Here is a 14,810-nt window from a genome sequence, read left to right as displayed (position 1 = left end):
GAAAGGATCGCGTAATGTCACGCTTTGGCCTGCAACGAAAAACCGCTTGGTTTCTGACGACAGTCGCTTTGTCCCTTTCGCATCCCGGGACCTTGAAAGCCCAGACTGGCACGGTGGCCGAACAATCGGTCAGCGGCGGTCGCGTTGCCATCGTTATTGGCAACCAGGACTACGACGCTGTCGGTGATCTGACCAACGCGCGCAAGGATGCTGAAGACATTGCGGATATGCTGCGCGGGTTCAACTTCAAGGTCTACGACGGCTACGACCTGTCCAAGCGCGAATTCGAAGAGCTCATCCGCACTGCGGTGCTGAACATACCGGATTCGGCGGATGTTCTGTTCTATTATGCGGGCCACGGCATCCAGATCGGGCGGCGAAACTATTTGCTGCCCGTCGATGCCAAATTCGAAAGCATCTATGATGTGCCTCTGGCGACGATGACGCTTGATCGTGTGATCGATACGCTGTCGGCGCGCAGCGCGGCGCATGTCGCCATTCTGGATTCATGCCGCGACAACCCGTTTCAGGACTTGCGGCTGGCAGCCGATTTGGACGCAAACCTGTTTGAAACCCGGTCCGGGTTCGACGTGTTTCGCACGCCCCTGAATTCTCTGATCGCCTATTCGACCTCTCCGGGTGCCGTGGCAAGCGACGGCGATCTGGGCCAAAACAGCCCTTACACCGCAGCGGTTCTTGAGACCGTTCAATCGGCCCCGTTCGACAATATTCAACAACTGTTTCCCGTCATTCGCGAACGCGTTCACACCAAGACCGCGGGCAAACAGATACCCTGGGAAAGCTCGACTCTGGTGCGGCCATTCTTTTTGGCTCAGCAACAGGTGGAGACGGAAGACTTGCCCGTAGCCACTGCTGAGCCGCAATCCTTGGACCTTAGTCTTCAGTTCGACAAAACGGTCCCGTTGACACAAAGCCTTGAGGCCGAATTGGGTGAGGGCATTGTCGGTGTGCGTCTGGTCGACACCCCTGACCGGGGTGTGGTCAATACCGGGGACCAATCCCAAACCGCATCCGTGATTTACGTGCCCGAGGTTTCCGACACACGCGCGGTCGAACTCGGCGGTGGTGGGTTTTCCGACAGTTTCACGGTCGAGATCACAACCAGCGATCAAAAGACCCAGAACGTGGATGTTTCGCTCCAATTGGGCATGAATGCATGTGACCTTGAAGCGGGCGATGCACTGGATCTCAACGGCGTCGGCGTGTTTCGCCTGCCAAACGAGTTGAACATCAGAGATGCATTGGCTGCCTGCACGGCAGCGGTCGCCGATTTTCCGGGCACGGCGCGGTTCAAGTATCAGCTGGGACGTGCACAACAGGCGGCAGGAAATGTCGCCGATGCGTACAACAACTTCTCGGCTGCGTCCGAGGCCGGGCACGTTCGTGCGAAATACGCGCTGGCCATCCTGCTGGACAGCGATCGCATTGATCGCGCGGTTACCAAGATACCCTACGACACCGCCAAGGCGCGCGACCTTCTGGAACAGGCCACTGCCGAGCAAGACCCATATGCAATGCATCGGCTGGGCAAGGCGTTGCTGCGCAACGGCGAAACGACGCAAGACAAGAAACGCGGGTTTGAGTTGCTGGAACGTTCCGTCGAACTCGGTCACACATTTTCAATGAACGAGCTCGGCCTCTACTTTCTGCGAGAGAACTCGGACCACTATATCCCCGAACGCGGCATGCGATACTTGCGGGCGTCCGAATTGCGCAAGGACATATACGGCTACAACAACCTTGCCTATGTGTCCCTGAACGGGCTGGGCGGAAATCCCGTCGATCTGAACAAGGCCGAGGCGTATTTTCTTGCCGCCGCCGAAGGTGGTCACCCGACTGCGCCAGCAAGTATTGCGCGTATGATCCTGCGCGATCAGTTGCCGGGCAGAACCAGCGAAGAAGCCCTGCAATGGTACGACGCGTCACTTTCGCGCGGCGACGCGTGGGGGGGCGCAAACGGCGCCTACATCATTCTGGACGGTCAGGTACCTGGACAAGAACCAGCAGATGCCGCCGTGCGGGCGGCCAAAGCCGCGCTGCTGTCCAACGAAGAACCCGCCGGTCGGGCGGAAGCGCAACTTGATCGGTTGTCACAGGGCGATCTGAATCGAGCCTTGCAAAAGGCGTTGAACGAATTGGGCGGAAACATCGCGGTGGATGGGCAAGTGGGCCCGGCGACGCTGGCGGCGCTGGAAAACATCGCTGCTGAACATGGGGTTCCGGTGCCGTATTCAGCGGCCAACGATCCCAAGGCGCGGCTGCTGCTTGCCGCCCGTGTATACTGGGCGCAAAACCCGGTGCGTTTTGATCTGTTCTGACGGCGATCAGACCACAAAGTCTGCGCGGGAATAGCCCTGAAGATACAGTAGGGCCGTAAGGTCGCCGTGATTCACACGCACGTCGCACTTTGCGGCAACCGATGGTTTGGCGTGCAGTGCCACGCCAGTCCCGGCCCGACCCAGCATGCCCAGATCGTTGGCTCCGTCGCCAACGGCAATCACATCCGCCTCGGCAATCCCCAGCCGGTTTGAGATTTCTTCGAGTGCCTCGATCTTTGCCTGCCGCCCCAGAATGGGTCGCGCAACATCCCCAGTCAGTTTGCCCGCCTCGGCCAGCAGCGTGTTGGCCCGGTTCTCATCAAACCCCAGTTTTTCAGCGACCTTTGCGGTGAAGGCCGTGAACCCCCCTGAAACCAAGGCGGCATATGCCCCATTCGCACGCATCGTCGCCAACAACGCCTTGCCGCCTGGCATAAGCGTGATCCGTTCATCCAGAACCTTACCGATCACGCCAACATCCAGATCTTTCAGAAGCCCGACGCGTTCAATCAACGCGCCTTCAAAGTCCAACTCACCGTTCATCGCGCGGGCGGTGATGTCTTTGACGCGCTCCCCGACCCCTGCCTCGTCCGCCAGTTCGTCGATGCATTCCTGCTGGATCATCGTGCTGTCCATATCGGCCAGCAGCATCTTTTTGCGTCTGCCCTCGGCAGGCTGAACGACAAGGTCGACGCCCATAGGCTGCAGATCGGCCCAGATATCCCAAAGGTTTCCGGGTTTGTGTGGCAATTGGAATTCCGCCGCCGCACCGGGATGCAACCAGTTCACCTCGCTGCCACCCCATGCGTTCCGCATCGAATCGACCAACGCCGCTTCAAGCGATGGCGCATCGGGGTTGGTCAGAAGCGTGGCAACAAACATATTCGATCTCCGGCAAAGTCACCTGCGCATATCGCAGGCGCAGCATTTTCGCCAGAGCCTGTTTGCCCTACCCCAGAATACCCGGCAGACGCAGCCCATGTGCCCGGGCACAGTCCTTCGCGGCCTCATACCCCGCATCCGCGTGTCGCCACACGCCCGAGGCCGGATCGTTCCACAACACCCGCTCCAACCGCCGCGCGGCGTCCTCGGTGCCATCTGCACAGATCACAACACCCGCATGCTGGCTGAAGCCCATGCCAACCCCACCACCGTGATGCAGCGACACCCAAGTCGCACCGCTGGCGGTGTTGATCAGCGCATTCAGCAGCGGCCAGTCAGACACGGCGTCCGAGCCATCCAGCATCGCCTCGGTCTCGCGGTTCGGGCTGGCGACCGAGCCCGAATCCAGATGATCGCGCCCGATGACAACCGGTGCTTTCAACTCGCCACTGGCGACCATTTCGTTTAACGCCAATCCCGCGCGATGACGGTCACCCAGACCGATCCAACAGATGCGGGCGGGTAGGCCCTGAAACGCGATCCGTTCCTGCGCCATGTCCAGCCACCGATGCAGGTGTTCGTTCTCGGGGAACAGCTCTTTCATCTTGGCGTCGGTCTTGTAGATATCCTCGGGATCGCCAGACAGGGCGCACCAACGGAACGGACCAATGCCTTTGCAGAACAGCGGGCGGATATAGGCAGGGACGAAACCGGGGAAGGCAAAGGCGTTCTCAAGCCCTTCATCCTGCGCGACCTGACGGATATTGTTGCCGTAATCCAGCGTCGGAACGCCTGCATTCCAGAAATCAACCATCGCGGATACGTGCTGTTTCATCGAAGCACGCGCGGCTGTTTCTACTGATTTAGGGTCTGTTTCACTTTTTTCGCGCCATTGCGCCAAAGACCAGCCCAGCGGCAAATACCCGTTGATCGGATCATGCGCGCTGGTCTGATCAGTGACGATGTCGGGACGCATCCCGCCTTCGGTCATCCGACGGTATATTTCCGGGAAAACCTCGGCGGCGTTACCCAGTAAGCCGACCGATTTCGCCTCACCCGCTTTGGTCCAGCGATCGATCATCTCAAGCGCTTCGTCCAGCGTGTCGGCCCGCTCGTCAAGGTATTTGGTGCGCAGGCGGAAGTCGATGCTGTCCGGGTTACATTCGACCGCCAGACAGCACGCGCCCGCAAACACCGCGGCCAGAGGCTGCGCACCGCCCATTCCACCTAAACCGCCCGTCAGAATCCACTTGCCCTTGAGAGCACCGCCATAGTGCTGACGACCCGCTTCGGCGAAGGTTTCATAGGTGCCCTGAACGATGCCCTGCGTGCCGATATAGATCCACGACCCGGCCGTCATCTGGCCGTACATCATCAGACCCTTCTTATCGAGTTCGTTGAAGTGATCCCACGTCGCCCAATGCGGAACGAGGTTCGAATTCGCGATCAACACGCGCGGTGCATCCTTGTGGGTTCGGATGATCGCAACCGGCTTGCCGGACTGGACGACAAGGGTCTCGTCTTCCTCCAGATCCTTCAAACCGGCAACAATAGTGTCGAAATCCTTCCAGGTGCGGGCCGCGCGACCGATACCCCCATACACCACCAGTTCGTGTGGATTCTCGGCTACGTCCGGATGCAGGTTGTTCATCAACATCCGCAAGGGCGCTTCGGTCGCCCAGCTTTTGGCGTTCAGTTCCGGACCTGTCGGCGGGTAGATATCGCGGGTATTCTTGCGTGGGTCGGTCATGATGCAAGCTCCAATGCAGTGTCTTCGATGGCGTCGAGGATGTCGTGCAGCCAGCGGCGCAGGCGCCTCGCCTTTCGTTCGTCATAAGCCCATGGCGCGGCCTCAGCTGTCAGGTAAGCGGACTGCGCCAATTCCATCTGAATCGCATGCACCCCCTCGGACGGGCGCCCATAGTGACGGGTGGTCCATCCCCCCCGGAACCGTCCGTTCAGAACGGTGCTATAGGGCGACGAGGCAGAGAACTCATGCGCAATGGCCTCGATCGCGGGCGCGCAGGTTGCGCCGCCGTCGGTGCCAATGTTCATTTCCGGCAGGGTGCCTTGAAACAAAAACGGAATTCGGCTGCGGATCGAGTGGCAGTCGAACAAGACGGCGATCCCGTGTTTGGCCTTTACCCGATCCAACTCTGCCGCCAGCGCGGTATGGTAAGGGGCATGGTAGGCCTGTCTTCGGGCTTCTACATCGCCTTCGGTTGGTTCTTTGCCGTCCTGCCAAATGGATTTGCCATCAAAATCGGTCATCGGCACAAGAGTTGTCGTGTTCTGACCCGGATAGAGCGAGACACCCGCAGGGTCGCGGTTCGCGTCAATCACGTAGCGATGCACATGGGATTGAACGACGGTCGCAGTGGGCCAAATCCCTTCATAGAGCCTGTTTATGTGCCAATCGGTATCGGCAAGCTGGCTTCCGTTTTCGTTCAGCCGGTCGGCGATGTCCTCGGGCACATATGTTCCCCCGTGGGGCTGCCCGAGAACGATCGGGCCGTCACCGCGATGAACATCAAAGACCTGCATCAGAACAGCCCAGGCAGTTTGACGTTTACTGCCTTCAGGATTTCGCCTTCCGCGACGATTGCCCGTGCGGTTTCCAGGTCGGGTGCGAGATAACGATCGTCGCCCAGCGCCGGAATATCCGCGCGCAACCGCGCCACAACACCCTGCAAGGCCGCGCTCGTCGACAAAGGCGCGCGAAATTCGATACCCTGTGCCGCACAAAGCAGTTCGATCCCAAGTATGTAATTCAGGTTCTCGACCATCCGGGTCAGACGTCGCGCACCATGTGCAGCCATTGAAACGTGATCTTCCTGATTGGCAGAGGTTGGCGTCGAGTCGGTGACACAGGGGTTGGCCAGATGCTTGTTCTCGCTCATCAGCGCCGCAGTGGTCACCTCGGCGATCATGAGGCCCGAGTTCAATCCAGGCTCGGGCGTCAAAAACGGTGGCAGGTCAAAACTGAGGGCCGGATCGACCATCAAGGCGATCCGGCGCTGCGCAATGGCTCCGATCTCGGACAAGGCAAGGGCGATCATGTCGGCAGCAAACCCGACAGGTTCCGCGTGAAAATTCCCGCCCGAGACGATGCTACCATCTTCGGCCAGGACCAGTGGATTGTCCGTCGCCGCATTTGCCTCGACCGCCAACGTCGCGGCGGCCTGCCGGATCACATCCATCGCTGCTCCGGTCACTTGGGGTTGGCACCTGATACAGTACGGATCCTGAACGCGGGTATCGCCCTCGCGATGACTTTCGCGGATCTCTGATCCCTGCAACGTCGCGCGCATGGCCGACGCAGCCTCGATCTGACCGCGATGTCCGCGCAGATCGTGAATGCCGGGTTGCAAAGGGGCAGTCGAGCCCATGATTGCATCGGTCGAAGCCGCTGAAATCACCAGCGCATTCTGCGCCGCTCGCCAGCTTTCGAACAATCCGGCCAGCGCGTATGCGGTGGAAAACTGCGTTCCGTTGATGAATGCCAGACCTTCCTTGGGTCCAAGCTGAACAGGCTCTAATCCTACGGAATGCAGCGCCTGGGCACCGGGCATTTCGACACCATCCACCAGCGCGGTGCCCTCTCCGATGACGACCGCGGCCAAATGCGCCAAGGGTGCAAGATCGCCCGAAGCGCCGACCGATCCTTGCGCGGGAATGACCGGTATGACTTTCCGGGCCAGCATCTCTTGCAGCAACTCGATCAATGCCCAGCGAACACCCGAAGCGCCGCGTCCAAACGACAGCAGCTTCAGCGACATCATCAGACGAACAACGCGGCGCGGAACCGCCTCGCCCACGCCACAACAATGGCTGAGGATCAGGTTCCGTTGCAGGGTAGAAGTATCTTCGGGCGCTATTTTGAGGCTGGCCAGCTTACCAAAACCGGTGTTGACGCCATAAACAGGGTCTGATCCAGCTGCAGCTTGGGCAATGCGGGCGGCTGCATCCTCGACCTGAGGGCGGCACCGCTGATCCAACAAGACCGATGCCTCGTCCCAGTAGACCCGCGACAGCTGCGCCAAAGTAGCCTGACCCGGAACAAGGGTTAGGGCCGTCATTCCAGGCCTCCAAAGATACGTTGATGCAACGGGTTGAATCCTATTCGATATGATAATTCGGCCGGGTCGGTGACGTCCCATACCGCCAAATCTGCGCGATAGCCGGGTGCGATTATCCCGGTGTCTGGAAGACCAAGCGCCTGCGCCGCGTGTCGGGTCACGCCGGCCAACGCCTCTTGCGGTGTCATCCCGAACAACGTGCATCCCATATTCATTGTCAGCAACAGGGATGTCATCGGCGAAGACCCCGGGTTGCAGTCCGTGGCCAAAGCCATCGGCACGCCGTGTTTGCGAAGCTGTCCGACCGGGGGCACCTTCGTTTCACCCAGAGTATAGAACGCGCCGGGCAGCAGCACTGCGACCGAGCCTGCATCTGCCATTGCTGCAACACCATCTTGGTCCAGATATTCGACATGATCTGACGACAATGCGCCGTAAGAGGCCGCCAACTTTGCCCCACCAAGGTTTGACAACTGTTCGGCATGCAGTTTCACCGGCAACCCAAGATCCCGTGCTGCATCAAAGACCCGCGCGATCTGGTTCGGGGCGAAAGCGATCCCTTCGCAAAATCCATCCACCGCATCAACCAACCCCTCGGCATGCGCGGTCTTCAGTGTGGGGATACACACCTCATCGATATAGGAGTCGCCCCGACCTGTGTATTCTGGCGGAATGGCGTGAGCACCCAGAAAGCTGGTCACAACACGGATCGGGCGTATTTGCGCGATCCGGCGCGCGGCCCGCAGCATTCGCAATTCCGTTTCGGTGTCCAGGCCGTAGCCGGATTTGACCTCGATGCACACCGCACCTTCGGCGATCAAAGCATCCACACGCGGCAAAGCATCGGCCAGCAAAGCATCTTCGGACGCGGCACGGGTTGCCGTGACGGTGGACAGTATTCCGCCGCCTGCGCGCGCAACCTCTTCATAAGTGGCACCATTCAGGCGCATCTCGAATTCTTTTGCGCGGTTGCCCGCAAAGACAACGTGCGTGTGCGCATCAATCAGGCCCGGCGTCACCAACCGATGCCCATAATCCCGTCTTGGCCAATCCCGAAACTGCGACGGGAGATCAGACGCCGATCCGACCCACACAACGGTCTGCCCTTCAATCGCGATGATACCATTGCCGATCAGACCATAGGACCCACTGCCTTGCAGGGTCGCAACCGAGGCCGCCTGAAGAATTATTTTGTTGGTCATGACGATTCTTTTTGGTTCCCCTACCGGACGCTTTTTACGTATATGTGTAAAAACTTAAAGTCTACACAAAATGGATATACGATGCCGATCCATGCAAAAACCGCCTTTTTAGGCTCTAATTGGGCAAAGAACCTTCGCGTTGAATTCAGTGGCGGGCTTGTCACTGCGGTTGATTCCGGGGGCGCGGCCCATGCCGACGATATTCAAGTCGAGCTGCTGCTGCCGGCCTTGGGAAACCTGCACAGTCACTCCTTTCAGCGCGCCATGGCTGGTCGGACCGAGGTCAAAATGGCGGGCAAAGAAAGCTTCTGGACCTGGCGCAGCCTTATGTACCGCTTTCTTGAAAAGCTGACACCCGAGCAGATCGAAGCCATCGCCGCCCTGACCTTCATGGAGATGCAGGAGGCGGGTTATGCCGCTGTTGGCGAGTTCCATTATGTTCACCATCAACAAGGCGGTACTCCCTATTCGGATTTGTCGGAACTCAGCCAACGCATATGCGCAGCAGCCGCGGAAACCGGGATAGGCCTGACCTTGTTGCCGGTCCTCTATTCCTATGGCGGTACAGGGCAAGAGGCGCTTTCCGGCGGTCAATTGCGGTTCGGCAACGGTGTCGATCGTTACCTTCGTCTGGTCGAAACCTGCCGGAAACACCTGCCTGCGGAAGACGCCGTCTTGGGAATTGCCCCCCATTCCCTGCGGGCCACGACGCCAGACGATCTGAAACGGGTCCTGCAAGAACATGCAACCGGCCCCGTTCACATCCACATCGCCGAGCAGGTGAAAGAGGTTCAGGACGTTCAGGCCGAACTGGGCCAACGTCCTGTTGATTGGTTGTTGAACAACGTAGACGTGAACGCACGATGGTGCCTGATCCACGCAACGCATATGACGGATGACGAAACCCGCGCGCTGGCCTTGTCGGGCGCTGTGGCGGGTTTGTGCCCGATAACCGAAGCAAACCTAGGAGATGGTATTTTCAACGGATCTGTATATGTCGGCAGCAATGGCCGGTTTGGCATTGGATCAGACTCTAACGTTCGCATTTCGATGCCAGAGGAGTTACGGACGCTGGAATATTCTCAGCGCTTGCGTGATCGCGCGCGTACGGTTTTGGTACGCGAACAAGGGTCGGTTGGACAGGCGCTGTATTCCGGCGCGTTACAGGGCGGCGCGCAGGCGCTCGGGCGCAACAGCGGCGAGATTGCGGTCGGGAAACGCGCCGATTTCGTCGCGATAGATCGGGCGCATCCGGCCCTTTCAACGCTGGCCGACGATCAATTGCTCGACGGGCTGTGCTTTGCGGCAACCGATGGTCTTGTGACGGATTTGTGGTCAGCCGGGCGCCACGTGGTGCGGGGCGGGCGGCACATCGCCCGTGACCGGATCGTCCCCGCCTACTCGGCCGCGGTTACAGACCTGCTGGCCGACATATAGTCCGAAAACCCCTGAATCAAAGCCGATATGAGCCAATCAAGCGACACAACCAGTTACAAAGACATCAAGCAAACAGTGCTGGATCGCATCCGGTCCGGCGTCTGGAAACCTGACACCCTGTTGCCGAACGAACAAGCGCTCGCGCTCGAGTTTTCCTGTACCCGTACAACAGTTAACCGTGCGATGCGGGAACTCGCCGAAGAAGGGTTTCTGGAACGTCGGCGCAAAGCGGGAACCCGTGTTTTGCGCGCACCGCATCGCCAAGCCCGATTTACCATTCCGCTGATCCGCGACGAGATCGAAGCGCAAGGGGGTGCGTATCGCTATGCCTTGGTGTCGGCAGAGACGGTGGATGCACCTGAATGGCTGACCGCGCGCCTGGCATTGAAACAAGCGCAACGCGTGGTCCACGTGCGATGCATGCACTATTCGAACAACACGCCATTCCAATTCGAGGATCGTTGTATCGTCGTCCAAAGTGTACCGCAGGTCGAGCAGGCCGACTTTTCGACGCTGGGACCAAATGAGTGGCTCGTCGAAACCGTACCCTTCACAAATGTCGAACTGGCGTTTCTGGCAAGCCGCGCAGATGAGGTTGTGGCGGGTTTTCTGGATGTGCCCAGAGACGAGCCTGTGTTTACCGCTGAACGCATCACATGGCTGCAGGGCCAACCGGTGACCTTTGCGAAGCTGTATTTTGCAGCCGGGTATCGCATGACCACCCGGTTCTAAAATAGCCGCGATCGTACCCGGCGGGGCTTTACCCTTCGCGATTTTCCGATACAGACATCCGAGGTTCTGCAGTGCATCGGTTCGGAAGGGACGAAGGTATGGCCAACCCGCTTTTTGATCGTTTGTTCGGACGGCATCTTGGCAAGCAAACCCCGTTTTTGCGGCTCGCCGACGGGCGTTTTCTGACCCATGCCGACTTTCTGGACATGGCTGCGCGCATTGCCAACGCGCTGACGGGTATGGGACTGGCCCCCGGCGACCGCGTCGCCGTTCAAGTCGAAAAGTCACCCGAGGCCTTGGCGATTTATGCCGCGTGCGTCCAAGCCGGGCTGGTTTTCCTACCGCTCAACACGGCCTACACGACGGGTGAGCTGACGTATTTTATAGATAACAGCGGGGCGGCGCTGATTGTTTGCGACGCTGAGAAGTCTGACGACCTGTTGCCTATCGCACAGGCGCAGAACGCGCGGTTAGAGACTTTGAACGCCGATGGTTCCGGCACTCTGATGCGTCTTGCGTTCGGTATGCTGCCCGCCTTTGAACCTGTGGCACGGGGTGAAGATGACTTGGCCGCGCTGCTGTATACATCCGGGACAACCGGACGGTCCAAGGGTGCGATGCTGACGCAGGCGAATTTGCTGTCAAACGCTGAAACCCTTGCCGAGCTGTGGCGATTTACAGAAGACGATGTGCTACTGCACGCTCTGCCAATTTTTCACACTCACGGTTTGTTTGTGGCAACAAATGTTGTTCTCGCTTCGGGCGGTGCAATGATATTTTTGCCCAGGTTCGATCTGGACGAAATGCTGCGATTGATGCCTCAAGCCACTTCGATGATGGGCGTCCCGACATTCTACACGCGTCTGCTGGGCGATGATCGATTCAATTCTGATCTGACGCAGAACATGCGACTGTTCATTTCCGGGTCGGCCCCAATGCTGGCCGAGACGCATGAAAAGTTCGCGGCCCGCACCGGACACCGTATCCTCGAACGATACGGCATGACCGAAACCAACATGACAACGTCGAACCCCTATGACGGCGAGCGGCGTGCCGGTTCGGTTGGCTTTCCGCTGCCGGGTGTCGAAGTGAAGATCACCGACCCGGACAACGGCGAGGGTTTGCCGCAAGGCGAGATTGGCATGATTGAAACGCGCGGGCCGAACGTGTTTCAGGGATATTGGGAAATGCCCGAGAAAACGGCTGACGAACTGCGCGAGGACGGGTTCTTTATCACCGGCGATCTGGGGCGCGTGGACGCGGATGGCTATCTTCACATTGTCGGGCGCGGCAAGGACCTGATCATTTCCGGCGGGTTCAACATCTACCCGAAAGAGCTTGAACTCGTTCTGGACCAGCAAGCCGGGGTGCTGGAAAGTGCCGTAATCGGGGTACCCCATCCGGACTTTGGCGAAACGCCATTAGGAATTCTGGTCCCGGAACCGGGGGTGTCACCCGATCTTCCAACGATCTTGGCATCCGTCCAGGAACAATTGGCGCGTTTCAAACATCCCCGCAAATTGATTTTGCTGGATGAACTGCCACGCAACACGATGGGCAAGGTGCAAAAGAACGTCCTGCGCGAGCGCTTTGGGGATGAATTTACCTCGGATTAGGCTCTAGTGGGACGCGGCCCTTGTCGGTCAGCAGCCAACACTGTCTGCCTTCAAACACGGCGGTGGCAAGTGGCCGACCATAACCGGCACCTGCGTCCAGATTGATCCGATTGCCGTGGTGTTCGGCGCGCTGGACCGCCGTGTGCCCATGAACAACCAACCAGGGATATGGGCGCGCGTCGTTCAGAAACTCCTGCCGAATCCAGATCAAATCTTCCTCAGACTGATCTGCCAGCGCGACGCCGGGCCGGATACCGGCGTGAACAAAGAGCAATTCGTCTTCCAGCTGGTAGGTGGTCAATCCGTTCAGAAAGGCAACATGCTCTGGCGGGACCGCTGCGCGGGCGCGGGCATGTACCTGATACTGGCGGTCCGCTTCCGAGATTGTGACGCCATATGAAGCCATCGTCTGAATTCCGCCAAGGCGTTCATGAAACCAGCTATATCCGACCAACAAATGCGCGTCCTGAACCGGGTAGTCGCGCATGAACATCGAAAACATCCGGTCGTGATTGCCCAACAACGTGACCCAATTTCGACCGGCCCGTTTCCCGTCGACCAGCAGGTCCAAAACCCCTCGGCTGTCCGGACCCCGGTCGACATAGTCGCCCAAAAACACAACCCGCGCGTCGGGTCCGCCATCTGCTTCGATCTTTTGCAACGCGTCTTGCAGCATGTCCAATTGGCCGTGGATATCGCCGATGGCATAAATCGGGCTGGTCATGTCAGCGCCTTTCAATTCCTGTTTCCTGCCCTTCTGACCCAAACGTGCCCGACAGAAAAGACAAAGCCCGCGCCAGCGGTGGCACGGGCCTTGTTCTGTTTCCCAAACTCAACAAGACAGCGTCAAGCGACGTCGAATTCCAACGGTTTGATCTGCGTAAACAAACCCGTTTCGGCGAGTTTGGCTCGCGCCTCGGCTGGGACCGGTTCGTCGACGTAAAGCAGGGCAATCGCCTCGCCCCCTGCACCAGCACGTCCAAGTGTGAAGTTGGCAATATTCACACCGTTTTCGCCCATCGTCTGACCCAATGCGCCGATGATGCCCGGAACATCTTCGTTGGTGGTATAAAGCATGTGGGCTCCGATCTCGGCATCGATATTGATGCCCTTGATCTGGATGAATCGCGGCTTGCCGTCGCTGAACACGGTGCCCCCGATCGAACGTTCGCGTTTCTCGGTCACGACAGTGACCTTGATATAGCCTTCAAACGCGCCGGATTTATCCTGATTGGTGGTCGAGATTTGAATTCCGCGCTCCTTGGCCACAACCGGGGCCGAGACCATGTTCACCTCGGGGTTAAACTTTTTCATGATCCCTGCAACGACCGAGCAGTTCAGCGCCGCGAGGTTCATGCTTGCCGCCACACCGTCATAGAGGATGTTGATCGCCTTGATCGGCTCGTCCGTCATCTGCCCGATGAAGCTGCCCAAATGACCGGCCAGTTTGATCCACGGGCCCATGACCTTGGCCTCTTCCGCGGTCACGCTGGGCATGTTCAGCGCGTTTTCGACCGCACCGGTCAGCAAGTAGTTCGAAATCTGCTCGGCCACTTGTAATGCCACGTTTTCCTGCGCCTCTGTCGTGGCCGCGCCCAGATGCGGCGTGCACACCACGTTATGCAGGTTGAACAGAGGGTTGTCCTTGGCCGGTTCGACGCTGAACACGTCAAAGGCCGCCCCGGCGACATGACCGGATTGCAGTAATTCGGCCAACGCCTCTTCATCGACCAGACCACCGCGCGCGCAGTTGATGATGCGCACGCCCTCTTTGGTCTTGGCCAGATTCTCGCGGCTCAGGATGTTGCGGGTCTGATCCGTCAGGGGAACGTGCAGAGTGATGAAATCGGCGCGGGCCAGAAGCTCATCCAGCTCGACCTTTTCGACACCCATCTGGGCTGCTTTCTCTTCACCCAGATAGGGGTCATAGGCGACAACCTTCATCTTCAGGCCCAAAGCGCGCTCACAAACGATGCCACCAATGTTGCCCGCACCAATGACGCCGAGGGTCTTGTTGGTCAGCTCGATCCCCATGAACTTCGACTTTTCCCACTTGCCCGCATGGGTCGAGGTGCTAGCCTCGGGGATTTGCCGCGCCACGGCGAACATCATCGCAATCGCGTGTTCTGCGGTTGTGATCATGTTGCCGAAAGGTGTGTTCATCACGATCACGCCCTTCTTGGAGGCCGCATCCTTGTCGATATTGTCGGTTCCGATCCCGGCCCGACCGATCACTTTCAGCTTGTCGGCTTTTTCCAGAATGGTCGGCGTCACCTTGGTGGCCGAGCGGATGGCAAGACCGTCATATTGACCAATCACCTCGGCCAGCTTGTCCTTGTCCTTGCCCAGATCGGGCATGAAATCCACGTCGATGCCGCGGTCGCGGAAAATCTGGACGGCGGTTTCGCTCAACTTATCGGATACGAGTACTTTGGGGGCCATTTCTTTGGTCCTTTGAAGAGTTCTGGCGGATGGCGGGCTGAAACCCGCCCTAAATTTCGGTTATGCGTAGGCCGGGCTTCA

At 58.8% G+C, this 14,810-nt stretch carries 11 protein-coding genes; 4 read left to right on the top strand and 7 right to left on the bottom strand.

Translation table 11 applies throughout. The features are described 5' to 3' along the window. Window positions 1-14 precede the first annotated feature (14 nt). The gene (locus RA28_RS11960; protein ID WP_052261450.1) at window positions 15-2,339 is read left to right on the top strand and encodes a caspase family protein; all 2,325 of its coding nucleotides are present in this window, start codon (window positions 15-17) and stop codon (window positions 2,337-2,339) included. 6 nt (window positions 2,340-2,345) lie between these two features. Here the strand turns inward: RA28_RS11960 and serB are convergent, their stop codons facing one another. From serB to hutI, 5 genes are all read right to left on the bottom strand, one after another. After that, window positions 2,346-3,221 (bottom strand): phosphoserine phosphatase SerB, encoded by an 876-nt coding sequence (gene serB, locus RA28_RS11955; protein WP_039528795.1) that lies wholly within the window; start codon window positions 3,219-3,221, stop codon window positions 2,346-2,348. Window positions 3,222-3,288: 67 nt separating this feature from the next. Then, window positions 3,289-4,971: a urocanate hydratase gene (gene hutU / locus RA28_RS11950; RefSeq protein ID WP_039528792.1), complete on the bottom strand. Its 1,683-nt coding sequence runs from the start codon at window positions 4,969-4,971 to the stop codon at window positions 3,289-3,291. Then, the gene (gene hutG, locus RA28_RS11945; protein WP_039528789.1) at window positions 4,968-5,765 is read right to left on the bottom strand and encodes an N-formylglutamate deformylase; all 798 of its coding nucleotides are present in this window, start codon (window positions 5,763-5,765) and stop codon (window positions 4,968-4,970) included. Before hutG ends, hutU begins: the two co-directional genes overlap by 4 nt. Next, window positions 5,765-7,300: a histidine ammonia-lyase gene (hutH, locus tag RA28_RS11940; protein WP_039528786.1), complete on the bottom strand. Its 1,536-nt coding sequence runs from the start codon at window positions 7,298-7,300 to the stop codon at window positions 5,765-5,767. Before hutH ends, hutG begins: the two co-directional genes overlap by 1 nt. Further along, complete coding sequence (gene hutI, locus RA28_RS11935; RefSeq protein ID WP_039528782.1) at window positions 7,297-8,502, bottom strand: imidazolonepropionase; 1,206 nt, start codon at window positions 8,500-8,502, stop codon at window positions 7,297-7,299. Before hutI ends, hutH begins: the two co-directional genes overlap by 4 nt. 81 nt (window positions 8,503-8,583) lie before the next feature. On the opposite strand from hutI, the gene RA28_RS11930 reads away from it, so the two are divergent. The 3 genes from RA28_RS11930 to RA28_RS11920 all read left to right on the top strand — a co-directional run bounded on the left by RA28_RS11930 (window position 8,584) and on the right by RA28_RS11920 (window position 12,287). Beyond that, complete coding sequence (locus RA28_RS11930) at window positions 8,584-9,939, top strand: formimidoylglutamate deiminase (protein ID WP_039528779.1); 1,356 nt, start codon at window positions 8,584-8,586, stop codon at window positions 9,937-9,939. Between the two features lie 27 nt (window positions 9,940-9,966). Next, complete coding sequence (locus RA28_RS11925) at window positions 9,967-10,671, top strand: GntR family transcriptional regulator (RefSeq protein WP_052261449.1); 705 nt, start codon at window positions 9,967-9,969, stop codon at window positions 10,669-10,671. Window positions 10,672-10,769: 98 nt separating this feature from the next. Beyond that, window positions 10,770-12,287 (top strand): malonate--CoA ligase, encoded by a 1,518-nt coding sequence (locus tag RA28_RS11920; RefSeq protein ID WP_039528775.1) that lies wholly within the window; start codon window positions 10,770-10,772, stop codon window positions 12,285-12,287. Here the strand turns inward: RA28_RS11920 and RA28_RS11915 are convergent. Continuing rightward, window positions 12,274-13,011, bottom strand: coding sequence for a metallophosphoesterase family protein (locus tag RA28_RS11915; RefSeq protein ID WP_039529418.1), 738 nt, complete (start codon window positions 13,009-13,011; stop codon window positions 12,274-12,276). The genes RA28_RS11920 and RA28_RS11915 overlap by 14 nt on opposite strands. A 122-nt stretch (window positions 13,012-13,133) precedes the next feature. After that, window positions 13,134-14,729 carry a phosphoglycerate dehydrogenase gene (serA, locus tag RA28_RS11910; protein ID WP_039528773.1) on the bottom strand — a complete coding sequence of 532 codons (1,596 nt, stop codon included), beginning with the start codon at window positions 14,727-14,729 and terminating at the stop codon, window positions 13,134-13,136. Window positions 14,730-14,810: the final 81 nt, after the last annotated feature.

It is taken from the genome of Ruegeria sp. ANG-S4 (assembly GCF_000814005.1).
Taxonomy (GTDB): domain Bacteria; phylum Pseudomonadota; class Alphaproteobacteria; order Rhodobacterales; family Rhodobacteraceae; genus Ruegeria.
The sequence above is the reverse complement of the archived record's forward strand: the minus strand, read 5'-3'. Positions and strand labels throughout refer to the sequence as shown.